Below are 26,639 nucleotides of genomic sequence, written 5' to 3'. Positions count from 1 at the left end.
GTTAGAGGTGGGTAGTGAGAGATGGATATACATAACGGATTAAACGACATTATTGGCAAGCAGATTCGTAAAGAACGAAAACTTCAGAATTTAACGATTGATGAATTGGCAGAATTAGCTGGTCTTCATCACACCCACATGGGAGACATTGAAAGAGGAAACGTTAATACTACTATCGTCACACTTTTCAATGTAGCTTCTGCGTTAAACCTTAATAATCCATCTGACTTGTTGACCAAAGCCACCCAAGATCTTTACCCTCACTTTCAAGAAGAAGTGAAAAAGCGTACAATTAAGAAAAGGTAAGCTTTCATAATATTATTCTCTATTTAACTAGGGAGGTATCATGATAAAAAGAGAATTTTACGTTATTAAAGATAAAGATACTACCCTTTATACCATTATGGGGTTTAATTGTAAGGACGGTTATGGAGAAGTATTTATTCGAGATAAAAACTCAACGACTTATGCTTTTAGGGGATTTAATAGACAAAAGACATTGAAGGAAGCTAAGAAACAGATTGATTCTTTACCTTAGATACCATCGCTAACCTTAATTATGCATTTAAAAGGGTGTCACACATTGTGTCACCTTTTTAAGTATTTATTTTCTCCCAAATCTTTATCCACAGCACTTATAGGACTTCTTTATAAACTGGAAGGAACGTTTAAAGATTGACAATAGAGGATGTTTGATTTTGGATTTTTCAGTTCCAGTGTAAACACAAACTTGAATAACATTAGCTAGCTCTTCCTAATAAAACAGTCTTGTATAGACTATTTTAACCTAATGGGAGTAACAATGTGAATTCAACAACAGCCTACTGTGGAGTTAGCCAAGATATCTTTGTAGCTGCGTCCGGCACAAAAACCTTCTTTAAAATGATTGATAAATCTTATTTGTGATACCGTTCACCATAATTAATTCCAAAGAACACATTGCTACAAGCCATCCACCAATACGGGGCTAGTTTATAGCTTCTTTCATTGAATAATGAATACCTTTAGATAAATGATTTCATTTATAATGCATAGAGTCATACTTACTTTATTTTTATATAGTAACAGCCTATGTTAAACGAATTATTATACAACAAACTTTAATAATTTATCACCACTTAATTCTTCCAAAAGTATTAAATATTCATTATAAAACTCTTTATATATCGTTGATAAACTTTCAACCTCATTTATAACAGTAATAATTTGTGGTGCCTCACTACTTTGCGTAAGCAAAGCCCTCTTTTCCATACTGCTAAGGCCCTGTTCTTCCATATAAGAAAGAATATTTTTCAACTCCTGAATAAACAAAGGGGCCTTTATTTGCAACTGGTCAAATCGCTCTTCTACATTTGGCTTCTGTGTAGTTTCCACCACTACACCTTCCCCAAAATAGGCTTGGAGAGATTCATACAACTTTCTGATCTCATCTTCCGAAAGCGTAACCCCTTTACCCATTTTAGAATGCGTTTCATCCCACGTACGAATATCAAACTTCGGTTTGGTATCATTCCAACTGACAAGATTGAGTTGTTTTTTCCATCCTTTGTTGTTGACAGACAGGGTTGTGATTTCTTCTTGGATTGTGTACTTGATGTTGGCCATTTGGAAGTCCTCCTTGGTTTACTGTTTGTAGATGGATTTATTGAAATCCTTGGCAACGTAGTCTTTTGTGTTAAAGTCGCGGATCATTTGACAAATCATCGTTGGTTTGGGTGCTGTGTACAGCATTTGCAGTTCTTTTTTTGCCCTGGTCATGGCGACATAGAGTAGTTTTTTCTCGTCATTAAAGATGTCATCGTAATCTTTGTCGTAGCTGTCTGTGTTGATTTTGCCATCACATCGCTGATTTAGTTCTTCAATCCTTTTTTGGTTCGGATAGTGATTGCGATCAAAGTGAATGACGAATACGTAATCGAATTCCAGCCCCTTTACGGAGAAGGCATCTGTATAGAAAATCGGTTTTCTCGCTTGATTAAAGTCGAACCGCTTTGCATAGTCATTGGTTTGGATGATATTGAACTCTCTTCTTAACATATCATACACCATGCAATCTCTTGCCTCATTTGCGTCGTAGTCGTGCCGGTGGATAATGGCGATAGATGCGCCTGGATCTTTTTGATGAATGTCTTTAATTTGTTTTAGCAAATAACGGTTTTGCCATTTTGTTTGAGAGAAATAGCGAATGATCGGAACAGCCCCTTCACGTACAAAGTGCTGATCATCATAACGGTCGTTCTCTTCGTCATCAAATTGAATACGTCCGGCCAGCTGCATGATCTGTTTCGTAGACCGGTAATTCGTTTTCAATGTTCTATTTTTCCTGCCTTCAATGTTTAATCCTAACTCTCTATATGAAAAAGGACTGCGTTTATAGATGCGCTGCTTAGGATCTCCTGATACGACAATCGATTTTTTCTGAAGAGCGATGAGCGATTTTAGCTGCATTGCTTGTAGATCCTGAACCTCATCAACAAAAATATAGTCATACTTCAACGATTCAGGTATCTCTTCCAGATGCTTCAGCAAAAGGAGTGCATAGTCTTCTAAATCCAAATGATTTTGGAATTTTTCTTTTAGCATGTCACGATATTGATTGTACAAGGTAAAGACCGTGTTTCGTTGTTCCTTTGTCAGCCGGGGGTTGGCCCCTCTTCCCGCACGTTCACATTCCGCATATTGCTCCCATGTAATGAACCCGTTTGCTTTCATCCACAATACTTCATCCATTAAGAACTTCCCTTGGTGAGTCTTATACAGTCTTTGTTCCGTTGGGAGCTTTTCATAGCCTGGTGATGATATAAAATTATCAACTAACACCATAGTTCTCCTGGTAATGGTGTCTTCAGCTTTTTTAATATTTTTCAAACTCATCTTCAAATACTGGGCATTGGCAAATCCAATACCTTGCAAGATATCTGTCGCTGCATTATGGAAGGTCTTTAAATGAACAGTATGCTTGTCTTTAATATCCTGAAATTTAGAAGATTGTTGGATCCGTTTCCGTGCATCTTCTATTAACGTTTGGTTATACGAGCAATAAAGGATACGCTTACGATCATTTTCCTGATCCATTACCTTGAGAAGTTTATAAAGAAGCGTTAAGCTTTTTCCACTTCCTGCTGATCCATTAATCAGCAAATGTTCTTCCTCTTGCTGCACTACAGAAATTTGTTCAGGACTTAAATGAATATTAGGAAGCAGCCCTTGTGCATCAAAGTAGTTTTGCCAGGCTTTGGCTGACCTTTTCGCGAACGTTTTCTGCTTCTCTATTAAACTAGTCATTGGCATCAACGGCATACTCCCCTTCCTTACAACTCATCAAGAATGGACACATTCTACAATGCTTACCACTGTGAGCATATATTTTAGTTCCTTTAATGGTCTTTGCAAGTTCATCCAAATGTGACTCCAGTTTAAAGGAATTGTTCTCATATTGATGTTTCGCTTTCCAGTTCTCTGTTACTTTATTGCTACTAAAGAGTTTTTGAACACGATCCATTGCTTGGGGATAATAGATATTTTCGTAAGACTTGTATTCTCTTAGTCCCTTTGCAGAGGATGTTTCGATTAGATTTTCTTTTAATGCATTCGTCCAATGGGGAAACAATGGATACACGGTCTCCCTTACTTCCTCTCTACCTTCCCCTTGCTCAGCAAGTAATTTCCCTATGATTGCAAATACCCGTTGTTGGTGAAAAGCATGCTCGTAGATAGGGTGCTGCTCAATAAAGGCATTAAGGAAAAATTTCTTTTTACAAAAGTCGCTATCCAGCCAGAGTAAGTCTGGAACTTGAGAAAGACGATCTTTATCGATTTCTTTATCGGAAGTTTCTGGCTCATCCCAGTCAAATTCAACTTGACTACTTTCTCCATCTTCTCTTTCAGTTGAATATAACTCTTGCAAAATAGATAGGTAGATACTCGGACCATCTCTATCTACTAACCCTTCAATGTAACTAAACGTGGTCATTCCATTCCCATAAGCGAGCAAGTGGTAAATGTTATATAGAGCAGTACTTCTTGTGACTCGTCGTGAGTAGAAATCAACCAGTAAGGCGTTTAATCGAATTTCCCGATTGATCGATATGTATTGATCATATATACTCTTCTTTAACCACGTATGATTCAACAAACTTGGTAGTTCCGGCGATTTCCAAGGGAACGTTTTGAAGGATAACCCGGTTACATGAATGTGATCCGTCATCAAGACTTTACCAGCAAGTTGGTCAAAGTTTCGAATTACACCTTGATCCTCGCTCTTGGAACCTAAATACAACGATAGATAGGCAAAGATCTCTTCTTTTCCATATTCCCAATGAGCGTTAATAGGTGCTTTAAAAACCTTTTCAAATCTAAGCTTTAGATCGTCTGGCCATGAACCATTGACCGATGCATAAACCACTTTTAACGTTTGAAAGTATTCGGCTACATTCACTTGCCTATCCTCTTCAATCAGCAGCTTGTTTAGCTTTCTTGCCAAGTCTTTCGTACACTCAATTAATTGTTTGATGGTGATGGAATACCTTGACCTGTGCAGAATAGGAAAGCTTCTCCAAGGATTTGTAAGATACCTTTTCATCCGATTACGTCCTGCCTGTTCTTTCCCTACCTCATCAAAAATATCTCCGACTTCTTGAAAGGTAACCAGAGCCTGAAAACGATTCATTAAATCGGGAAACGTTTCAACGTCTTCCAAATACGATCGCATATCAATTAATAGTGTCAGTGCTTGGTCTCCATTCATTCCTCCAGATTCCACCCAGCCGGAAGTCATCATGTTGACGTAATCGTCATAAGAGAAATGAATCCCATCACTTTTCTTCTCACAGCTCTGAAGTGATAGAAAGAACTGACCATACTTTGTTGAATAGAAAGAATCGTTACTTGTTAACGACGAATAGATGTTCAAGTTCTCATCAAATATGGCAAAGATCTCATGTTGATTCTCCACAATAGGATGATTTCTGACGTGCTCTTTAAAGCTGGTTGGATGTTCATACCAATGAAAATCGATATTAACTGAGTCACCCGAAGTATCATGAATGTTTTGATCAAGGTATTGAGCGAATTTGGCCCCTTTTTCAGGCACCGATTCTTCTGAGCACACCCATTCGTCCTTTGAAACCCCTAGGATATTTTCATATATACTTCTCCAGTTTTTATAGAGATCTGGAAAATCGGAATTATAAGGAATACAAAAGATGACCTCTAATCCGATTCGTTGGAATAAATGGAACAGGCTCATTCTTTCTGCATCCACATAGTCGAAGTGATGAACATATAATTTGGTTATCTTTTCAGACCGCTGAAACGTTTCCTTTAAAGTATCTGGAGACAGTGTCGCTCTACTTCTAAAGCAATCAATCATGACGTCTTCAGTCATCAGATTCTCTAATAATGTTATAAGGGCTTTTTGTTCAACGTTGAGTCCTTCCAAAGGAATTAATTTCAATCCGCCCATATTCATTAGGAAAAGGATAGAGTCTACGTAATCAATGATTACTTTTTCTCGTTGTTTTTCTTGTAGCGCAGGAAATCGCTCGTTTACAAATGATCTGACCTTAGATTGTATGTAGATCTCTACTTGTGGGCTTTTCCATTCAGGGAATAACTCTTTCGTAAAGGATTTATATCCAATTACTCGGTCAGTGTTGGATTGTTGCCTTAAATATTGAGCAAAGCTGGCACTCTGTGTAAGATGTATTTCGTTTTCTTGAGTAACGAAATCCTGATAGAAGTTTTTTGTATGTTTATAATAATGCACTTTGAACATGTAACTTCTCCCCACTTTTCACTAGGTCATTCCAGCATTCGACTCTCGAACCATTCATTTGATCACTTCCATGAATCAACACCGATTTTTTCGCTCGTGTTAACGCAACATACAGAAGCCTGGTTTCTTCCCCGATGGTTTCTGTGTTCTCATCTGTAATATTCATATTAAAGAGGTTATTTTGAAAATTCATTCCATACCACTTCACATCATATCCATAGTTCCAGTTCCCTTGTTCTTGAACCAATAAGTGGTTCGTAAAGTGATCGTGAAGGAATGACATCTCCGTTGAAGGCAGAATCACATAATCAAACTCTAACCCTTTCGCCTTATGAACAGTCATTACTTTAAAGCGGTGTAGCTTCTCGTCTCTCTTTTTCCATTCATTCTCTGACGTATCCGTCGCGATCTTAATCGACAGAAATTTTTCAATATCATAAATGGAAGCCGTAATATCACTAAATTCTTTCTTTAGGATAAACAATAAATGCTCTAAGTTTGCTTTGTATTCCTCATATCGTAAGATTGCCTCATCTTTAATGATAGAAGTGTCCTGATCGGGAAACTCCAGTCGTTTCTCCTGATAAAAGCGCTTACGATAAATGTCTGCAGGATCCGTTTTTTCAACGATCTTCTCTAGAAGCTGCAGAGCATTTTCACTGCTATTCATATTGGGATGTTTCTCTATCTCATCTAAAAGGTCAATGGTAGTATTTTTTTCATAGTCAAGCTGGTTAATAAAGGTCATTATTTCTACGCTATTTTCTCCGTAGGAAGATTGGTGAAAAGCAAAACGATCCTTTGGAACCTTAGAATGAGTGAACCTTCTTACTAAGATGTAAAATTCCCTAACCGGAACAGAACGGTAAAATGAACCTGAAAGATCGGCCTCACAGAAATACCCGGCCCTCTCAATTCTTCTCACTGTTTCTGTCGCTTGGCGGTTCGAACGAACTAGAAACGCGACTTCGTTTCCATACAATCTCTTTAACACGTGCTTCAGCGATGTGTCGTCTAATCGGATCGTATTCATCCCTTCAGAGTCTTCACCCTTTATCACGGGCTTCAAAACATCCGTTTCTTGATAAGTAAATCGCTTCACTCGTTCATCCCATTTCGTGAAGAGCTGATTAAATTGTGCCAACAAGAGAGTAGTAGAGCGATAGTTTTTCTGAAGGGAATATTCTGTGTATGGTTCATGGTTCAATTCAAGCTGATAGATCAACTGATTAAACGCTGTATAATCCGCTCCCCTAAATCGGTAAATACTTTGCTTCACATCTCCCACAGCAAACAGTTCGGCTGAATACTTACTGGCTAACCAGCTAACATATCGCACCTGTGACTCGTCTGTATCCTGAAATTCATCCACAAAGACGTACTTCAACGGTAGTGTCAATTCGTCTTCTCTTAAGAACCGAACCTCATCTAACCGACTAATCAGATCATGAACTTCCATCGTTCCTTCACGCTGCTTTAAATGTAGGAGTGAACTTGTCAAATGCCGAATAATAAATTGAGCATAAAAGTGAAACTGCTTTTCATCCAGCCCATAATTAATCCTCAAAATGTCTTTGTGACTAATCGCTTTATTGTGAATTTGCTCCATCATTTGAGAAAACAGTTTAACCATCTGATAATGTGGGACTCTCTTGAATGCATGATAGACATCTGGGTATTCAGAAGCAAATTTATCAATCGCCTTCTCAATCTGTTTTCGTTGCTCATGACGGTAACTTCTAATCTCAATCAAATGAGGAAAACCTAATGATTTCCCCTCATGGGAAAGAAAATAACTCGCAAACGCATGGATCGTCCCAATAAACATCGAACTCATCTCTTCCAGCCATTCAAGGTACTTCTTATCACGAGTCAATTCATAGTAATCCTTAAACTTTCCCATCAGTTTAGATCTCATGTGAATCGATGCTTCATTTGTAAATGTAATCAATACAAATTCCTTTAGATCCACTGAAGATTGGTGAAGGTGTTTCAAGAAGGCAATACGATTGATCATCGTCGTCGTCTTACCGGTTCCGGCTCCTGCCTTCACTAAAGAGTGAGATCTCGTTTCTTTGTGTTCAAGTATGTACTGTGGCAAATTAAATGAGCTAGTATGGTCAAAATACGTTAACCACTCATGTTGAGTATCATTTCCATCATATATCAACAATTCTTGATTCAATTCTTGGTTGTACTTTATTTGAAATGTATTAAGTAGTTTTTTCTTAGATGCTTGATTTAAGTATTGATCGGTAATCTTCTCTGCAGGATCATCAAAGGATAATAAGAAAACCTTATTCCCTTTCATTATGTATCTTTTTATAGCATCCATGATTTCTCGATTCACTTCAGGGACAAACCATAGAACTGAATAGAGTGCTTCGTTCATGTATTCCACACCTTTATTTTACATTTTAATTACATTGTTACATCACTATTACCATTTTACTATAATTTGTAAGGAGTCTAAAGATAGAAAATATAACCAACTTTAGTTTTCTAGTATATTTTAACTAATAACCTTATTAAAAAAAGGAAAGGGTTACAGTTATGATATACATCTTTAGCTATAGGTGAACACCCTTTGTGTATTCATCGTTTTGTCTATAACTTGCTGTTTAATAATTTCGGTGGACCATTTTAGAGTATCCTCCAAAAAAGTTAGTCAAGAGAAGTTATTTGTTAAAAGGACCTATCATGTGAGAGTTGCAAAAACTCTATTATTTATCAATTTAAATAAGAAGGTTTCCTTAATGCCCTTCCCAATGAAAGGTGTTATACATAACATATAGCATACAATTTTTGGATATTGGTAGGTGGTATCTATATGAAAAGTAACCCAATTCAAAGTCAAACAGATTTTTTTGAGAAAACACCTTTGTACTTTATCCCCAATAGTGGACAGTGGAGTAATAATAATATTTATTACTACGCAAAAGATGCTGACTGTGAAATATTTTTCACGGATAAAGGAGTTAGTTTTGTCTTTATTGACGCAGAGAAAAAAAACCAAATAAATAATGACAACGTGCCAAATAAATATAAAGGAGTTCGCCTTGATTTCCACTTTTTAAATGAAAACAACCCCGTGATTCCAATCGGACGAACAGAGCTTTCAGGAAAAATTAACTTTTACCAAGGATCCGACTCCAAAAACTGGCACACCAATATTACCCCTTATGGTGAAGTGGTCTATAATAATGTATGGGAAGGAATTGATCTTCATTTTCATGGTAAAGAAGGAAAATTTAAATATGAATTTTTAGTTCAGCCGAGATGTAAAGTAGAAGACATTCAATTCACATACAAAGGATTCGAAAATCTCTTCGTAGATAACGAAGGAAACTTGAGAATCCAAACGCACATTGGAGAGGTTGTAGACAAGCGTCCACTAAGTTTTCAAGGAAAAGGAAAGGAACTTAAACAAATTGACACGAAATTTAAGTTAAGCGATTATAACCTCCAAATAATATCACTTGGGTTTACTCTTGAGGATAATTATGACCCGCATATCCCCCTTCTGATAGATCCCGGTTTGGTCTTCTCCTCTTACTTAGGGGGGGCGGGGGGAGAAGACGGATATAGCATCTCTACAGATTCCACAGGGAACGCATATGTTACGGGACAAACTAATTCACTTGATTTTCCTACTCTAAACGCCTTTCAACCGATATATGGGGGGAATACAGATGCATTCATTACTAAGGTGGACCCGGCTGGAAACTTGATTTATTCCTCTTATTTAGGTGGAAATGGAGGAGATAGCGGGGATAGAATAGTTACAGATAACTTAGGGAATGCCTATATCACAGGCTTCACAAATTCAACTGATTTCCCAATTCAAAATGCTTTTCAACCAACCTTTGGAGGGAACGGTGATTGTTTTGTTACCAAACTTTCCCCTCTAGGAAGCTTAATTTATTCCTCTTACCTAGGAGGTTCGGGGGGAGAATTCGGATTGAGCATCTCTATAGACTCCACAGGGAACGCATATGTTACGGGGGAAACGGGTTCACTTGATTTCCCTACACAAAATGCGTTTCAATCGACCTTCGGAGGATTTATCGATGCTTTTGTTACTAAGATAAACCCAATAGGGGATTTGATTTACTCCTCGTATTTAGGGGGAACACAATCTGAATTTGGAGGTAGCATTCTAACAGATTCTATTGGAAATGCCTATATCTATGGCGTCACTGAATCAACGAATTTCCCCACACAAAATGCGTTTCAATCGACCTTCGGAGGAGTTAGCGATGTATTTATTACAAAGGTGGGCCCGACCGGAAGTTTAATTTACTCCACGTACCTTGGAGGAACGGACTTCGAATTTGGGGAGAGTATTGATATTGATTCCATAGGCAATGCCTATATCACAGGCTACACTGCTTCTAGCGATTTCCCCACACAAAATGCTTTCCAATCGACTTATGGAGGAAATATAGATGCGTTTGTTACTAAATTGAATCCCACGGGAGACTTAATTTTCTCCACGTACCTTGGAGGAACAGATGCAGAAAATGGGTATAGAATTATTACAGATTCAACAGGAAATGCCTATATCACAGGCTACACTGCTTCTAGCGATTTCCCCACACAAAATGCTTTTCAACCTACTTTTGGAGGAGGTAATGATGCGTTTGTTACTAAGGTGAGTTCAATGGGGGGGTTAATTTATTCCTCTTTTCTTGGGGGGACCGACGGAGAATTCGGAAATAGCATTTCCTCAGATTCTACCGGAAATGCTTATATTATGGGGACAACTAATTCAATAAATTTCCCTACTCAGAATGCCTTTCAACCGAATTACGGTGGAAATGGGGATATTTTTGTTACTAAAGTTAACCCGACGGGAGGTTTAATTTATTCTTCGTACCTGGGGGGGGCGGAATATGAATTCGGATATCAAATTATCACGGATTCCAATGGAAATGGTTTAGTCACAGGTTACACACAATCCCAAAATTTCCCTACACAAAATGCTTTTCAACCTAACCTTGAAGGTAGTAGAGATGCTTTTATTACTAAAATCGGCTTGATTTGTCCAAAAGATATTACTGTCGTTAACTCACCAGGGGAATGTGGAGCTATTATTGAATACAATAGTTCTCCCGGTGCAGTTTGCACTCCTCCATCTGGTTCTTTCTTTGAAGTTGGAAAGACTATTGTAGAGTGTTTAGAAGGCGACCAATCCTGTTCGTTTACCGTTACGGTCATTGACACGGAGCCACCAACCATTATTTGTCCCGATGATATCGAGCAGGACAACGATCCCGACGAGTGTGGGGCCTCTGTTACCTACCCTGCACCTACCATAACGGATAACTGCCCAGGCGTTACCTTTACCTGTACACCTTCTTCCGGATCGTTCTTCCCCGTAGGAACAACACCAGTGACTTGTGTTGCTACAGATGCATCTGGGAACCGCAGTGAACCGTGTACTTTTAACGTCACTGTCATTGACACAGAGCCACCCGTCATCAAATGTTCAGATTCTATCCTCATATTTGTTTCACCTAGTGAAAGTGGCACAGTAGTAACCTATCCGGCCCCAACTGTATCCGACAACTGTCCAGGAGTTACCTTCTCTTGTTTACCACCCTCAGGTAGTTTCTTTCATAAAGGTAGTACGATGGTGACTTGTACTGCTACAGATCATGCTGGTAACAAGTCCTCGTGTTTCTTTGAAGTGATAGTTAAAGATTCTCAGATGAACTCGACAGAATGTATTAATGTTATGAAAGTATTTGATTGGTTGTTCTATTCCAATAAATATAAGCAAATGAGTATAATTCCTTATGCAATATATCAACCCTCTTTATCAAATGCACTATCCCTTGATGGGTCGGTGATAGTTAAATGTATTCCTCCTGCATTAGATCAAATCCAATATCAGATATACATTATCCAATATGGGAACCCCGGAAAGGTCCTCATCAATTGGACAATACCAGTAAAAGTCTCAATTCAATTTCAGGATGATTTGACTTTTTCATACACAGTGCAAACTCAAGTACAGGATGAAGTTATGGCCTGTATTCCACATATAATTACTGAAGAGAACATCATATGCAGAGCTCACAAAATTCTGTGTCAAACCGATGAAGTATCGATGAACTCAGTGCCCTCTGGATCTATAATTCAATTCACCACCATTCTATGTAAGGAAATTGACATAACCTACCCCATGAACCTTAAAGTACCAGGGACAATCTGTTTTCCAAGATCGAATAATATCTTATAATTATGGGATTCATAAATGTGTTTCGACTTTCTTAAAGTCCGCTCCTCTACTAAAAAGTTTGTTAATAACAAAACGTTAAAGGAGGGGAAAAGGATGAAAGCTCCCCTTCTCAAATAATTGATTCTTTATAATCGGAACTGATTTACCAAGAAGTACTTTATGCTAGTTAAATCGACTCTTCTAATTCTGCACGCCTTGTTTTCCTTTAATTTGATCAAACAAATTTTCAATCGTTAAAGTCCCGGCATTAGCATACTTCGCTAAACTTACTAGCTCTTTTGGTAATTGTCCTACAGTCATAATGCCGTTTTGCTTAAGTTGTTTCAGCAAACTGGGTACACCGGAAAACTCTTCAGGACTTAAGGGAATCGCAGATAATTCTTCAGTGACCACTATATAGTCAGATTTATAGAAGAATAACAATTCTCCCCGCCGTGTGTGAGTAATATCTTTTCTGGTAAGCTCCTCTTGAACAAAGATAGATAATTCTTCAAAAAGAGTTTTGTCATTTTTTTCATTGTATCGTTTCACATGTTTGTGGAGATCGACCAGATCATGCGGTAGTTCACTTACAAATCGTGCCTGCTGCACTTCCCCTAATCTTATTAGAAACGTTTCAGACTTCTGGAACCGTTGTGGAAGTAAGAATGCATCTCTTAAGAAAAATGGAATTTCCACATGCTTATCCATATACGATATTCTTCTGATGGTTGAGTATCCCTCGGTTGTTGGATTTTCTTCCTCGGAAACCGTAGCTGCTACCTCTGCGTTAGACGGGTGCATGGTTGGGGTCTCTTTTGCTGAAAGTGTTCTTTCCAGAGATACCAACCTGGATAACAATTCATCAAGATCTAATTGTTCATCATGAGGAAGACGTGGTTCTTCATATACAGGAACCGCAGTACTGACCGGTCCATAACTTTCGATATACCACTTTACAACATTGAAGAGAGATTCCCATGACGTTAAAGACTCAGAGTAACGAAAAATCCGTGTTTGGTGGGCTGCTTGATTTCCTCTCATACGGATAGAGTGCAGGTCATTTAACACATCTTTGATCAATATCCCCTGTTCATTCAGGAGATTGATTCGGTCAACTATAGTCATTTGTGGAACCTCTGAAAGCCCCTCTTCCTTCATGACGCTTTTAAGTATATTCTCAATAAACACTCTAGAATGAGTTAGCATAGTGCGCGGACTTGTGAATACACTGTGTTCTAGTTCTTTTGCCAGTAGTGCCAGTTCGTTTGAGAGTGGTTCAAGGAATTGGTAAAAGTATCTATGATTCATTTCGTGAGATCTCCCCTTTTTAGCCTTTGCTTATATAAATATTACCAAATAACGGATGTACAAAGGCTAGATTCATTTACTCCATTTGATTATTTTTGCAATCTGAAGTTATACGCCTCATCAATAAATCTAGTTATCTGCTCTAATGTATCTACCCACTCCAACCTTATATACACTTCACCCGGCGTGAGCTTTCCTTTATCCGATTCTTTATATACACTGCCGAGCAACTTATCAATTTCTTTCTGCATGTTCATTGCCGTTTCAGTATGAAGTCTCTTACCAAGATGGAGCACAAAGCACGCCTTCCTTGCAGACGTGATAGTAGCGAATTTGTAATGAGATCTTCTACTTACATATCCTATGCAATCAGTACGAACCCCATTATTAGTACGTTCATGATAATCTTCTACTTCTTCTTTGTAAGGACTCTTCTCGTATAAGTAATGATCTATTTCCTCTGCCAAAGCAATAGCTTTATCTGTATTAAACAAGCTGTAATAATACTCTTTTGACTTCACTGGAATTGGTTCAGTGACCCATCCAAAATACAATTGTATTCCATCCACTTCTACCGGCCCAACAACAGAGTCTTTAATCGCTTTCAAACCAAATAAATCCACAAACTCCCTGTAATCTTCAAACCATTTTGCCTGTTGACTAAATGAATGTACCAGCATCACAGCATGTCGAGCATGAATGTTCCTGGCTTCAATTACTGCTGAAGCTGTACGATGAAATAACTGATACCTTTTATTCAAAACCTCTTCTTCATCAAGGTTCAACAACTCTAGAATTGAACGCAATCTCTTTACCTTCCCAATACTCGGGTTCTCACCTTTCCAAACCCTCACTTCTTCTCCAAACGGTTCAGACACTTTTCCTTCAATCATAATGGGAAGCAGTACACCACCTGCATTTGTCAGTAGGTAAAGATCATTTTGAGACGGAGTTCCACCTCCTGGAAGTGAAACTTTGTATTCAGGAAACCCATATAGGACTTTCACATCTTCAAAAAGTGGAATATCACTGTTTCTAAAGGCCCTTTCTACAATTGAAGGGAGATTGTCAGCACCCTCCCAAGACTTTGCTAATTCGTATGCAGAGTATGATGGTTTCCATTGTTTTTCGGGATCGGCTAAGAACTCTTTCCAAGAATCCATCCCTTTGGTTGGAACATAATATTTTCCCATGATTACCTCCTGATTTACTTATGAGATCTCTTCTTCAAATCCCATAAACCAATACCCAAAATCATCTTCCTTACAGAATGCTCGTCGCTCTTCTATCGTTTTATCAGTCTTAAACCAGTATGCTAATACTTCCTCGCACTCAGAATTCCCGTTATAAAAACGATAAATCATGAGCACGTGAGATTTTTGAATACTATTTTTCTCCGAAATAAGATTGTTAAGAAAAGCAATTCTCTCCTTAGACTTTATATATTGAATACCAATAACGTGCGTGGGTCTAAATCCTTCTTCTGTATCGGAAAATAATTTCTCAAGAGTTTTCACATCTTTGTGAAACTGACTCTCACGCTCTAAGTGCAAGTCTAAGGAAACATATACATCATCACTGATCCGCTTATCCCACTTCCACCAGGCTAAATCCATAGGACGTGACCGCCCCTTCGCCCTATCTACTTTCCCGTCTTCAATAAAAACATCGAAACCTAGCATCTCTCCCAAATTAGCAAAATAGTCGATTTCTCTCTTTGTAAACATGGATATATTATGATCCGAAGAGAGGTTTAGTCTTCTATAGTTCCTTACATAGCCCTCGAAGAATTGCATAAGATTAAAATGGTTCATTTGGTTCTCCTTAAAAAGTTTTCTTAACTCACTTCTTCCTTCAAAAAATACCGAACTACATTCGTCGTACTATGACCACTAGCCGTCCTATGCAAGACCTGAAATCTATACACACCTAATGACTCCATCGCATTGCATACAGGCGCTATTCTATTCCTTAACCCCATCTCTTTATGAATGTCCCCGGACCTCAAATCCAAAAACAGGCTCCCTTTACTAGCCTCTTCATTTAGGATGGTCCTAATATACTTTCTAATAGAATCCGTTAACCCTAATCCTTCAGAAAGCCTTTTATTATTTGATTCAACTTCTGCCATAGGTGCATTCAGCTTCTTTGATTTATACTGAGTCGCATACTGAACCACTCTACTGATTTCCTCCTCAAACTGATCTGAGTTATCCAGCATATACCCAATCTGCCAAAAATACATATCTACTAGTTTCATCGGCGTGTAGTGAATATCTTGTGAATTCAGAAGTTTTCTACATGCACTAAACTCATCGACGTGTTCATTGTGGAAATTTGCTAATTCTTTTAATGAGCGTGCGTTTAGCTGCATGTTGAAATCGAATAGAGCCATCCCCATTTTAAAGTACCTGTCATATGCAGGAACGTTTCCAAATACGCCAAGCATAATCTTTGTAACAAGAGTATCGGATACATTAATGTCTACTTCCTTCCCTTGCAACACTGAAATATTATTTTGATAAGTGTTTCTTATATCCTCAATCAGATTTTCTATATCTTTAGAGACAGCCACTTCGAGAAGTTCACACTGATTCATTTGAAATTGCTCTTTAAAGACGGGATTCTTCACCACTTCAGAAATAAAATACTGATGAACCTTATAATCTTTGAACAAAAGAAAAGAGCTTCCCCTTAACATCCCCCAGCTCGCTAGATAAAAAGCTAACTGCAGACAAGCCTGATCAGCAAGTTCTTTATCATCGAGGTCCTTATGATGTTTGGTGAAAAAACGATAGCAGTGTTCCCAGGATTTAAAACGATGATGTGGGTCGTGGGTAGTTTCTTGGTGGTAGTTTGATATGATTTCTTTTATCATTACCGCTCTCCTCTAAGTAATAATTACATGTAATTTTATGGTAACATATAAGGAGTATTTTACTAATAAAAAGTTAAAGTAAGAGAGGTAGAGAGAATGCTAACATTCAACGAAGCCAGATCAATATTTCTTTCCTATCCAGAACTTAAAGAGACTCGATCTGGAGATAGGTATAGATATGCGGTCAGGAAAAGTATCCACCGGGGAAAGCAGATCGCAAGGGAGATACGCTGCAATCAGGATGGAACATTTAATGGGTATATTTCTTCTAAATACATGAGCCCTCAAACAAAGCTGAAATATGTGGAACATACTGATATTAGAGAGATGATCAAGATAAAAACCTTTTCTAATGAAGGATTACACAATGTTATTAAAGATGCGATTATTTCAATGGGGCATGTGTCCATTGATAAAAGTGCAACCGATACTATAAGAATGAATTCCTAACAGAAAAAGATCACTCCATCAATTTACGGAGTGATCTTTTTCTGTTTAGTACATAACCAATAATCGTACAAGAAATGAGCTTAACTCTTCATTAGATTGAAATGTAAATGAATACCCATAGTTCATGAGAGTTTTCCCAGTATGTTTTCTCTTTGGAAAACATCTCAATGCTGTACTGTGATATTTCTTCTCAGCCTTTTCTTCTAAATCTTCATTACCTTCTACCACCTTAGGATTAACCACTAACGTTAATTCGTTATTAGGCAGTAAATAGACAACCTCTTTACTTTCGATGTTCTCGTACTCTGTTGCTTTTGATGTTTCATTTGTAAGTTTGAAGTTGTTTTCTTTGAATAGAGTATGTAGGTTTTGCATTAGTGACACTTCCTTTCATGTAACACTATTATATAATCTATTTATCAGTAAAAAGTTACTTTAATTTAAAGTCGAATTAAACTGATTTACTTTAGTTCATTACGTTGAAAGCATAGATGCGGTCTATCTTTGTGCAAGTTTAATTCTCACTCTTGCATAATCTAGTATCTTACATATAAAATCGGATCCTTCTTCAGAAGAAATAGACTTATTTGCTGGTAAGATTCCTAATTTAACTTTGTTATCCTCAACTAAACTTGGTGTGTATTTTTCAACCAATTTGATCACATCTTTACTCTTATAACCGTTCCGCCTTCCAGAATGAAATATTTCATAAGAGTGATTTTCTTGAGAGTAAATTAAATATTTGTCTATATTTAATTGAAGAATATTAGTTGAGGAACCAGACTCATCTAAAGCTACAGTTAAGTATGTATTTCCTTTTCGATTACCATATTTGGGATCATCTTTTAATATTGAAGTTCCGAATACCCCTATTCTTACTACTATTGGTTTTTGATCTAAATCCGTTATAATAAAACTTCTATAGTATCCTGGGTAACTGCCTCCACTTGCATTTCCGAAAGAAAAAAATCCATACGAGAGATCTTCAATAATACTATTTTGTTGGACATCAAACAGCACATTTCCACATAATATGAAATTTTGCAAGTCCGAAATAAACCCGTGCATATTCGTTGATGTCCCTTCTCCTATATAACCTAAATCCAATAAATGAATAACATATCGGCGATAAGTCGTTAACTCATATGGTAACCTTCTTAATTTTCTACTCTTTGAAAAAACAACTTTCTCTTCTAATAGATCAGAATAAGTATACAGATTACTAGTTAATGGAACAGCTTTCCCCTCTTGTATTTTATAGATATTAAAACTGTTCCCATTGGAAACCCCAACGTACCTAGCTTTTAGAATTTTATTGTATGACATTACTTGTTCTAAAGCATGATCTGTTAATTCTATATGCGCTGCTTTTACTTCGACAACTAATAAAGCTTCTTTGATACCATCTCTACCTCTATTCCAAACAACAATATCAGCTCTTTGTCCTGAATTTGAATCCACTTTATTAAGTGCGTACTCAGTACTGATTAACTCTATAGGGATCTTCATATCCTTAACTAATATTTCTATTAGGTTCTGCCTCACTTCCTCCTCAGGTGTAAACTTAAGGAGAATTTGTCTACAAGGATCAAAGATTACTTTTTCATTACCTTCTTTAAATACTTTCATGAAAGTTTTCCTTCACATAAATCTTCACAGGGAATTTATCAACAATACCTACGTCTATAAACTCAATATAACCCTTAACTAGAAATTGAATATCAGTGGTTACGGTAGTATGAGGTTGATTTGAAACGTCGTAAAGAATTACATTTTCTTGAAAATCATTAGAATGTAAAACTAGAAAGGTGGATATTATTTCTTCATTTTCTTCTATACTTTCATCCACCACCGCAAATACCTCGTATGGGTTTTCTCCAAATAATTGTGTTAACTCCCGTTTATTTAATTTCTTATCTATACGAAGATAATTCATTTTTCTTTGTTTAATTCTTTCTGGAAATTGCATGCTTATTTAATCCTCTCTATCATCTATTTCTCTAACCGCTTCTCTTTTGCATATTATTATTTTCAAGAGGTACATTAGATTTTTTTACATCAATAATATTTCAACATGTATAATTATGGTAACATAAAAGGAGTATTTTACTAGTATCCAATGAAACGAGGAACCACTAATGCCTATAGCAGAAAGAGACTACTGGAATGATGACCGATATCGATCCAAAAGCAAGAAAGCTCCCAAATGGTCATGGGGCGTCATCGGATTGACCCTCTTGGCGTTGTTCGTCAGCGGATTACCCATGAAAATCTATAACGAAATCACAATTCAACAGGAACAAAAAATACGCAGCTACCTGCAGGAGCGCGAACAATACTTCAGTTCCAGCGATCAAAGCTTCAAACAGCTACTGACCAAGATCAATGCTGCCAACGGAAACCTTTCATCCGTGACACTCGACATCAACGAAACCAACTTGATACTCACTCAAAATTATCAAAAGCTGATTGACCTCAATCCTCCGCGGGAATTTAAGGAGCTACATAACAAAACCGTCGAACTGTACATTATCAAACAGGCTGCCGTTGACTATCTGATGTCATCAGCAAATGCCAATACCTATCATTCCGAGATACTCTCTACTTACATAGAAGAAAGTAATCAAATGTTGAGCGATTTACGTCCATTGATGATTGAAGGTCTGCAGAAAGCCGATCTGCGTTATCGTATTGAGCAGGATGGGACGTTGACGTATTGGGTGAAGGATCATTATGGGGGGAGAATGGAGTAGGGTTTTCTTGTTCTTGAAAATGAAGAACATTAGGTCGTTGAGTAAAAGAAAAAAAGATTAGTGTATTTGAAATTTTTATAAGTGAGGTGAAAAAATGAAAAAGTTTTTGTTGGTCTATGGGAAAATGCTAATAACAACATTAACGATTCTGGTGCTAACTTCCATTGTTGTGAATATACCAAGTGAGAATAACTTGGTAACTAAAGTAATGTTCTTCCTGGAAAAACTACTTATATTAGTTCCTGTCATTGTTTTATATAGGCTTTTCGAGAAAAACAATTGGGGCTTAGGAATGAAACAAATGAACCCCTTGAGCAATTTCTCAAAAGGGGCTTTATTAGGACTTATTTCGATCACTATTTCTTTAACCATTTCTATATTATCTGTTAAACATATGATTGTACTGCATCATATAAATGATCAGTTGATATTATCGCTCATTTATTTTCTGGTAGTTAGCTTTTTAGTTTCTCTATCTGAAGAAGTATTGTTTCGCGGCTATATCCAAGGTTTAGCCTCATTTTATTACAATTACAAAGTTGGTATAGTGTTTTCAACCATATTTTTTGTTGCCATGCACGGATTAAACAATGGGATTACTCTATTTGCTTTCTTAGAATTAGTTCTTGGTGGAATATTCTTAGGGATACTACGAGCAAAAACCAATGGACTGTGGTTTGGTATTGGTTTTCATTTTCTTTGGGATTTCATACAGGTGGGCATTTTTGGATTATCTTTATCTGAGCAAAAAGGGATATCGCTATTATCTGTAACATTTTTAGAAGATAACATTTTACTAACAGGAGGTGTATGGGGGCCTGAGGCAAGTGTCATTACTACATTTGTTTTGGCGTTGCTACTTTTATCGATAATAATACGAGGATTTATAAGCGAGAAAAATGATAAATTGAATAAACTCAAAGCAGCTCAGTAATTAGTAATTGCTGAACTGCTTATTTTATTGGATCATAATGGTACTAGAACTACGGATTGGTTTATACTGGTAAAAACAGCGGATGCCGAAGCAAGCATCTTGCTTGTTCCTTGCAGCTATTAACAATCTTGAAAGGTGTGTCTGAAATGAAATACATAATCGGCATGTATGTGGTAATGTCTATGATGGTGTGTGTGAATTTGATAAGTGGGTATCTATTGAAGGGAGAGTACTGGGCGATTGCGAGTTGGTTGCTTATCGCACTATTTTTCTTCGGTACTTTATTCTTCATTAATGCTAGATATATATTTTCGAAGAAGAAGGTTGAAAGGTAAAAGAAGCACGGGAACCGTCTCCGTGCTTCCTTACTTAAAACGACGCACTCGACGAAGCCTCATCCGCCTTCACACAATCAATCGCAATCACAAGGGCAAGAATAATCGTTTCCATCTCTTCATTCAGTATTTCCACCCTGTAACTGTCACCCCAACTGAACCACTCTTTACCTACTTTCCCTACGACTCTGCCATTCTGTAATACCTGGAAGTCCATATCCAACCAGTTCCCCTGCACGTCAATGCCTGCCGCGTCAATTGAATAGCGTGCTTTTAAAAAGGATAGTTCCTTCTTGATCGTCAAGACCTCTCGACCGTTTACCTCAACGAAAAACTTGGGTAAAAAGCTTAATACCTTTTTCGTAATAAGCGCGACTTCATTTCGATCTTGATTCATGATGGAGAACGTTTTCGGGACCTTCATAAAGCTTCCCTCTACATAATAAACATCTTTCTCGTCTTGGTTCTTTACGGTGAATTTCTCGCTGAGACTGAATACCTTCTGCTTTATATATAGCTGTTTCATACTGCTTCCTCCCATCCCGTTTAGATGTATTACCAATATCTACGTTTGAGATGGGATTTAGTTCCACCATCATGCCCATTTTTATAACTGGAACAAAACAAAAGGGACAAGCCCCCTTGTCCCCTACTCCTCAATATACGGCTGCTCCCTCAAATGACTTGTCTGCTCCACCATCGCATAATAAAACTGGTGATACTCCACCCAGCGCATTGGAACCTTCATGGTGAGGACATTTTCTTTGTTGTATACACTGATCTGCTTCTTATCATACGTCACTTTCCTAATATCCTGCAGAGGAATGCTTTCCTTCTTCTCCCCTTTTGCCTTGATCAATTCTTTGCCCACGATGACGACGGCACTCCGCTTATTTTTCCACATTTCATAGATGGAGAGGATCGCTCCAAGGAATGTGAAGGCGAGGGATACGTAAATCTCTTCTTCCGTCACTCCGTTAACGAAGATTCTGATCCAGTGTGAAATCAGTATGGCGTAGAAGAACCATAAGCCTTTGGATAGTTTCGGTGAGCTTTCATAGTACACGGTGTGTTCATTTTCACGAGCAGTCTCTTCTCGCATGTTCAAGAAAAGCTGTTTATGCTCCTCGACGGTTCTGTCCTGTAAAGGTTCGAGGTCGGTGTGTGTTCCTTCCCACATTTCCGCACTGTCGTCTTCATCCTCCAGGTTGTAGCCTCCCACCCAGGCTGCGAGCACGTCGTCCCCATGGGAGAAGCTCATCAGATAATAGCGCAGGGGCTGGCCGTATGAGTTGGCGGTGTCCACTGTATCCACCACTTGGATATTCTCCGGATAGATATTCAGAAGCTCCCCTTCTTCATCACGCATGTAGACAAGATGGTCGAAAAGATGCGACTTGGCCAGCACCGGCTGCTTCGGACTGACCGGGAAGACATGTTCTTTATTGTGTTCCGAGAGCCCCCAGTACAACATTTCCGCGCTTTCGAGATTGGTAGAAAGCGATTCTAAGATATGGATTGGGACTTCGATATTTTTGTTCAAACAAACGATGACGGCATTGGTACTGATCCGTGGATCCTTGAACTGTACAGCCTCTTTCAGAAGATCAACCGTCTCATCGGTAAAATAATAGTTCATTAATTCGATCAGCACGTTAAGTCGATATCTCAACAGGAAATAAGATTCCTTCCACGATTGATACACAAATGCCGGTTTGTATTCACCGTCGTATACACGGTACTCTTCCCTCAGCTTTTTATAATCGGCAAGAAGCACCGGCAGGATTCTCGTCCTTTTATAGCCAGGATCCACACCCGACTCATTGATCGCAGTGATGAATTCATAATACACAAATTTATAATGAGATGATTCCAGTTTCTCAAACGTCTGATCGACAATCCCATTTACGAGCATCGGAAACCTACACAGTTCCTCGACCGGCAGTTTCACGTCCTCTTCTGTAATCAACTGTACCGTTTTATCTTGGACTTCTTGAAAAATCCCCTCATCCTTCGTGAGCAACAGACACTCCAGGGCACGAACCTTCGCATCAGGATCCAGTCCATCAAAGCGCTTGATAATCTCATCGATGATCTCAGGCATCGGATAATCACAAACAAAATCCATCAGCCCATAGGAAGGGTTATCCCAGGCGTCCACACGCTCAGGAAAAGAAGTGGCCGCGTCCTTCACCATATCCTTCAACACTTCCACCCGGATCTTCAGATCATCCTCCTGCTTCAACTCATACAACATCCCGAGCGCCTCAAACCGCTTCCCGGGATCGGAACTATGCAACTGCTTCAACTTACTTCTCAATTTAATCTCGTTCATATTTTCCCCTTCTTCAAAAGAAATTCACCATTTCTTTGTTATTTTAATGTGAGAAAACAGAGAATACGCGTGTCAATGTACCTATGAGAATAAAAAATTTTGACAGTTAGTTCTAGGTTTGATGAACTAGGATGTTTTTTTTTCTTCTACCCTCTGTAGTACTTTGTCAATCATGGTTTTTACGAATGAGATCACCTGTGGTTCCTGATCTCCAAGTTCTCCCCGAATCCAATCAAACTCACTCTCTAATAGACTCGCAATTTTCTTCGCAGCCTCCCCATTTCGGGACGGAGTCATCGTCTCATAAATCTCCACCACTCGATCCTGCACCTCTTGCGGCAGATCTCTGTGAATGGTCTTCAATCCAAGAACCGCCCGCTCCTTTACATATCTCGAAAGCAGAATGGTCGTCACGTTCCTCATGGAATGACGAAGCATTTCCGCAGCCCATGTATGATTCCCTCTCGCCGCTGCTTTCCCATGTTGAAATAGAAACCAGGCTGCGTCTAGGACATTACCCGTGAACTGTTCTTTTGAAATTGATAGGTTTTGGCTAGATTCGTATTTTCCCATAAGATGCTCAGGATCATATAACACCGTAAAGAAATCCTTCTCCTGAAACGTCTTCTCCGTTACCGTGAACAGATCGATGTGCAGCCAATCTTCATAGATGGCGATGATCTGCGGTGCGATGATGAAGATATCATCGTGAAAGATAAGGTCTTTGTACGCCTTCAAATGATCGAGGCGTCGTGTCAGAAATTCCTTCTCCTCCCCTTCCTTTACCAAACAGTACAGGTCGATATCTGAATGTTCATCGTGTTCATTCCGTCCCATGGATCCTTTTAGGAATACACTTCTGACACTGGGGTCTTTCTGTAGACTCTCCAGTACTTTTTCAACGGCCGTTTCTTGTCGCATGTCTGCTTCCCCCTATGTAAAAAATGGATATTACGCCATTATACCAATTTTTTCATATTGATTATAGGGTCAATTCTTTAGAGCAAGTCATAAAAAAACAGTCATCCGGTAAAAGGATAACTGTTTTTTGTGGATCTACTTTCGTTTCCCACGATGCTTCACTCTATAAAGGATGGAAGCAAAGAAATTGGCCAAGAAGAACAACGGATTTCCCTGCATATTCCCATGAAGACTCAGTTCTCCCGCATTCATGGCGTCATACATTTCCCCCTGCTTCTTTCCTTTTAATCGATTCTTTTGTTCTTCAGCTTTTAAAGCGATTAAAAAACGATATTGAATCGGTAAAATCAATAGTGACACCAGAACGTATAAACCAAAAACAGCTAGAAATATATACAATTCCATCTCGTATGCCTCCTCAAATCCAACGCTACGTTCATTCCTTATATATGTATACGACTAACTGAATTGCAAAGTTTCGTTAATGGAAATCTTTTGTCAGTTGGATTCATTTAGTATGATAGAAAAAGAGAATTCAACGCTTGGTAAAGAAAGGAATACATATGTACTTCACGTTAGATATTGAAATGGCTGTATATATATTTTCTATAATCATTTATGGCATCCTTGGTAGCCAGCTCGCCCACTCCTTTGGTTTTTTCATCATAGGTACAATTTTGCTGGAGCGCTACGAGAATGGTATTTCAGACCCACCCGTTACTGTATTGGATAGAGTCTTTAACGCCATGCAAAAGGGAATGTTCGGCATCGGACCCCGTGTATATAAAAAGCTAAATAGGTTCAATTGGCTCACAGGAAAGGCGCTCTTTCTCGTTTTCTTTTGTGTTCAAGGGATCCTGACATTCGTACTTGTTGAGATTATATCCTCTCTCGTAGATTTATTTTTTTAGGGAAGGAAGGGGACGGTCCCCTTCCTTCCCCTATCATTATTTTAAACTCTTCGAAAGCTCCGTAAAAATAACCCCCAACGCATAAGCACCGGCATCCGGATGTCCGAGGCTTCTTTCCCCTACGGTACCGGCACGTCCCATCCGGGCAACAATCTCCTTCGTTTTCTCGGCTCCTTCTACAGCAGCCGCAGCACCTTTTTCAAAAGCGGTCTTGAAGTCATCTCCGTCTGCGGCACTTTGTGACCAGGAGTCCGCACATGGAACGAGTGCATCGACGAGGGTCTTGTCGCCGACCTCTGCTCCTCTGCCGAAGGATCGTTCACCTGTATCCTGGATTCCCTTCACGGCTGCCTGCAGCATGTCTGCAAATTCTTCCACGGTCAATTCCTTTCGATCCTGCGCTGATTTTCCTGCCGCACGGAACGCGGAACCCCAAATTGGACCGGAAGCACCGCCGCAGTATTCCATAATGATCATGGAACTTGCATCTAAGAAGCTGCCGATGGTGAGGTTCTCTTGACTCAGGATGTCTTTCCACTCCCGCTTCAATTGCTTGAATCCTTTCGAGACGCTCATTCCGAAATCCCCGTCCCCGGCATGGGAATCCAATTCACAGAAAGGTACTTCTTTTTGGATGATGACATCACTCATTTTATCCACTAGGTAGATTATGTTTTCGAGTGTCGCTCTATTATGTTTAATCTCAGCATGTTCTTCCGGTGTTTCCACCTCGAAGGATACTGGTTTCGTGTCATCTTCCTCCTCAAGATCGATGTACTCCACACCCGGCACTGGTCCGTCTACTCTTAACGCTGACGCAGTACTCTCCCTTGACAGCAAGGTTTTCAACTCTTCGTCCAGCTTCATCACGGTCAAGGATGCACCTGCCATATCGATGCTGGTCATATAATTGCCGACAAAGGCACGGTTAATGGAAATCTTTTTTTCTGCTAAAATTCTGGTAACGGCATGGTTGAAAAGGTAGAGCTCTTGCAATGGCGTGCCACCAAACCCATTTACAAGAACCGCAATCTCAGAGGAATCATCATCTTCCATTTTGAGATCCTTCAGAAGATCATTGACCATACGCTGGGCTAATTCATCAGCAGACGCCATTTTTTCCCGTCTAGTCCCTGGCTCTCCGTGAATGCCAACACCATATTCGATTTCATCGTCACCCAACTCAAACGTCGGAGATCCGCTTGCCGGTACCGTACAGGAGGTGAGCGCGAAGCCAATGCTTCGGACATTTTCAGCGGCTTTTTCCGCCACGGCTTTGACTTCCTTCAAGCTTCTGCCTTCCTCAGCTGCCGCTCCGGCTATTTTATGTACCAACACGGTCCCCGCGACACCGCGGCGCCCTACTGTATAAAGGCTGTCTTCCACGGCAATATCATCATCCACTTTGACATATTCCACAGGGATTCCATCCTCTGAAGCCATGTGAGCCGCATTTTTAAAATTCATGATATCCCCGCTGTAATTCTTAATGACGAGCAGAGCACCCTTTTTACCGGCCGTCGCTTTGATCGCCTGATAAACCTGGATCTGCGAAGGCGATGCAAACACATCCCCACACACGGCAGCGTCCAACATCCCTTTTCCCACCAGTCCGGCATGGGCAGGTTCATGTCCGCTTCCCCCGCCGCTGATCAACGTGACCTTGTTTTCATCGAGGTCCTTCTTCTTCATAACCTTATACTTTTTCATAAATTCGAGCTCCGGATGAGCCATGGCCATCCCATTACACATTTCCACGATCAGATCTTCAGGTTTGTTCATGACTTTCTTCATTACGATTTCCTCCTC

The 26,639-nt window shown here is 39.1% G+C and carries 22 protein-coding genes and 1 pseudogene; 7 read left to right on the top strand and 16 right to left on the bottom strand.

All coding sequences use genetic code 11. The features are described from left to right. Positions 1-21: 21 nt before the first annotated feature. Both ACIGG7_RS02665 and ACIGG7_RS02660 read left to right on the top strand, forming a co-directional pair. A complete protein-coding gene (locus tag ACIGG7_RS02665) occupies positions 22-306 on the top strand; it encodes a helix-turn-helix domain-containing protein (protein ID WP_397548690.1) in 285 nt (94 codons plus the stop codon). 40 nt (positions 307-346) lie between these two features. Further along, a complete protein-coding gene (locus ACIGG7_RS02660; protein ID WP_397548689.1) occupies positions 347-538 on the top strand; it encodes a hypothetical protein in 192 nt (63 codons plus the stop codon). A gap of 863 nt (positions 539-1,401) precedes the next feature. On the opposite strand, the pseudogene ACIGG7_RS02655 reads toward ACIGG7_RS02660, so the two are convergent. From ACIGG7_RS02655 to ACIGG7_RS02640, 4 genes and pseudogenes are all read right to left on the bottom strand, one after another. Beyond that, positions 1,402-1,605: pseudogene (locus ACIGG7_RS02655) on the bottom strand (YdbC family protein); the annotation flags it as partial. A gap of 18 nt (positions 1,606-1,623) precedes the next feature. Further along, positions 1,624-3,291, bottom strand: a complete 1,668-nt coding sequence (locus ACIGG7_RS02650) for a UvrD-helicase domain-containing protein (protein ID WP_397548688.1) — start codon at positions 3,289-3,291, stop codon at positions 1,624-1,626. Next, on the bottom strand, positions 3,278-5,776 hold the full coding sequence (locus tag ACIGG7_RS02645) for a hypothetical protein (RefSeq protein WP_397548687.1): 2,499 nt from the start codon (positions 5,774-5,776) through the stop codon (positions 3,278-3,280). Before ACIGG7_RS02645 ends, ACIGG7_RS02650 begins: the two co-directional genes overlap by 14 nt. Continuing rightward, the gene (locus ACIGG7_RS02640; RefSeq protein ID WP_397548686.1) at positions 5,754-8,168 is read right to left on the bottom strand and encodes a UvrD-helicase domain-containing protein; all 2,415 of its coding nucleotides are present in this window, start codon (positions 8,166-8,168) and stop codon (positions 5,754-5,756) included. The genes ACIGG7_RS02645 and ACIGG7_RS02640 overlap by 23 nt, the downstream gene beginning before the upstream one ends. Before the next feature lie 438 nt (positions 8,169-8,606). On the opposite strand from ACIGG7_RS02640, the gene ACIGG7_RS02635 reads away from it, so the two are divergent. After that, positions 8,607-12,023, top strand: a complete 3,417-nt coding sequence (locus tag ACIGG7_RS02635; RefSeq protein WP_397548685.1) for a DUF7948 domain-containing protein — start codon at positions 8,607-8,609, stop codon at positions 12,021-12,023. Positions 12,024-12,203: 180 nt separating this feature from the next. On the opposite strand, the gene ACIGG7_RS02630 is transcribed toward ACIGG7_RS02635, so the two are convergent. The 4 genes from ACIGG7_RS02630 to ACIGG7_RS02615 form a co-directional block, all read right to left on the bottom strand. After that, on the bottom strand, positions 12,204-13,313 hold the full coding sequence (locus tag ACIGG7_RS02630) for a DUF4145 domain-containing protein (RefSeq protein ID WP_397548684.1): 1,110 nt from the start codon (positions 13,311-13,313) through the stop codon (positions 12,204-12,206). A gap of 89 nt (positions 13,314-13,402) precedes the next feature. Further along, on the bottom strand, positions 13,403-14,506 hold the full coding sequence (locus tag ACIGG7_RS02625) for a DUF6946 family protein (RefSeq protein WP_397548683.1): 1,104 nt from the start codon (positions 14,504-14,506) through the stop codon (positions 13,403-13,405). A gap of 18 nt (positions 14,507-14,524) precedes the next feature. Next, complete coding sequence (locus ACIGG7_RS02620) at positions 14,525-15,127, bottom strand: hypothetical protein (protein ID WP_397548682.1); 603 nt, start codon at positions 15,125-15,127, stop codon at positions 14,525-14,527. A 23-nt stretch (positions 15,128-15,150) separates the two neighbouring features. Further along, positions 15,151-16,191 carry a hypothetical protein gene (locus ACIGG7_RS02615; RefSeq protein ID WP_397548681.1) on the bottom strand — a complete coding sequence of 347 codons (1,041 nt, stop codon included), beginning with the start codon at positions 16,189-16,191 and terminating at the stop codon, positions 15,151-15,153. Positions 16,192-16,287: 96 nt separating this feature from the next. Here ACIGG7_RS02615 and ACIGG7_RS02610 point away from each other — a divergent pair, with 96 nt between their 5' ends. After that, a complete protein-coding gene (locus ACIGG7_RS02610; protein WP_397548680.1) occupies positions 16,288-16,641 on the top strand; it encodes a hypothetical protein in 354 nt (117 codons plus the stop codon). 45 nt (positions 16,642-16,686) lie between these two features. On the opposite strand, the gene ACIGG7_RS02605 is transcribed toward ACIGG7_RS02610, so the two are convergent. The 3 genes from ACIGG7_RS02605 to ACIGG7_RS02595 form a co-directional block, all read right to left on the bottom strand. After that, complete coding sequence (locus tag ACIGG7_RS02605; RefSeq protein ID WP_397548679.1) at positions 16,687-17,016, bottom strand: hypothetical protein; 330 nt, start codon at positions 17,014-17,016, stop codon at positions 16,687-16,689. A 123-nt stretch (positions 17,017-17,139) separates the two neighbouring features. Next, entirely contained in the window at positions 17,140-18,270 is a 1,131-nt protein-coding gene (locus tag ACIGG7_RS02600) for a type I restriction enzyme HsdR N-terminal domain-containing protein (RefSeq protein WP_397548678.1), read from the bottom strand. Next, entirely contained in the window at positions 18,257-18,610 is a 354-nt protein-coding gene (locus ACIGG7_RS02595) for a hypothetical protein (protein WP_397548677.1), read from the bottom strand. Before ACIGG7_RS02595 ends, ACIGG7_RS02600 begins: the two co-directional genes overlap by 14 nt. 169 nt (positions 18,611-18,779) lie before the next feature. On the opposite strand from ACIGG7_RS02595, the gene ACIGG7_RS02590 reads away from it, so the two are divergent. From ACIGG7_RS02590 to ACIGG7_RS02580, 3 genes are all read left to right on the top strand, one after another. Next, a complete protein-coding gene (locus ACIGG7_RS02590) occupies positions 18,780-19,394 on the top strand; it encodes a hypothetical protein (RefSeq protein WP_397548676.1) in 615 nt (204 codons plus the stop codon). A 94-nt stretch (positions 19,395-19,488) separates the two neighbouring features. Continuing rightward, positions 19,489-20,328 (top strand): CPBP family intramembrane glutamic endopeptidase, encoded by an 840-nt coding sequence (locus ACIGG7_RS02585; RefSeq protein ID WP_397548675.1) that lies wholly within the window; start codon positions 19,489-19,491, stop codon positions 20,326-20,328. Positions 20,329-20,474: 146 nt separating this feature from the next. Next, positions 20,475-20,663, top strand: a complete 189-nt coding sequence (locus ACIGG7_RS02580; protein ID WP_397548674.1) for a hypothetical protein — start codon at positions 20,475-20,477, stop codon at positions 20,661-20,663. A gap of 34 nt (positions 20,664-20,697) precedes the next feature. On the opposite strand, the gene ACIGG7_RS02575 is transcribed toward ACIGG7_RS02580, so the two are convergent. The 5 genes from ACIGG7_RS02575 to dhaK all read right to left on the bottom strand — a co-directional run bounded on the left by ACIGG7_RS02575 (position 20,698) and on the right by dhaK (position 26,624). Further along, positions 20,698-21,189: an LURP-one-related/scramblase family protein gene (locus ACIGG7_RS02575; protein ID WP_397548673.1), complete on the bottom strand. Its 492-nt coding sequence runs from the start codon at positions 21,187-21,189 to the stop codon at positions 20,698-20,700. 123 nt (positions 21,190-21,312) lie between these two features. Then, on the bottom strand, positions 21,313-22,998 hold the full coding sequence (locus tag ACIGG7_RS02570) for a hypothetical protein (RefSeq protein ID WP_397548672.1): 1,686 nt from the start codon (positions 22,996-22,998) through the stop codon (positions 21,313-21,315). A 126-nt stretch (positions 22,999-23,124) separates the two neighbouring features. After that, positions 23,125-23,919, bottom strand: coding sequence for a nucleotidyltransferase domain-containing protein (locus tag ACIGG7_RS02565; RefSeq protein ID WP_397548671.1), 795 nt, complete (start codon positions 23,917-23,919; stop codon positions 23,125-23,127). Positions 23,920-24,054: 135 nt separating this feature from the next. Continuing rightward, a complete protein-coding gene (locus tag ACIGG7_RS02560) occupies positions 24,055-24,324 on the bottom strand; it encodes a DUF3949 domain-containing protein (protein WP_224942354.1) in 270 nt (89 codons plus the stop codon). A 542-nt stretch (positions 24,325-24,866) separates the two neighbouring features. Next, entirely contained in the window at positions 24,867-26,624 is a 1,758-nt protein-coding gene (gene dhaK / locus ACIGG7_RS02555) for a dihydroxyacetone kinase subunit DhaK (RefSeq protein WP_397548670.1), read from the bottom strand. Positions 26,625-26,639: the final 15 nt, after the last annotated feature.

It is taken from the genome of Rossellomorea sp. NPDC077527, assembly GCF_044542955.1.
In the GTDB taxonomy this organism is placed as follows: domain Bacteria; phylum Bacillota; class Bacilli; order Bacillales; family Bacillaceae_B; genus Rossellomorea; species Rossellomorea aquimaris_E.
The sequence above is the reverse complement of the archived record's forward strand: the minus strand, read 5'-3'. Positions and strand labels throughout refer to the sequence as shown.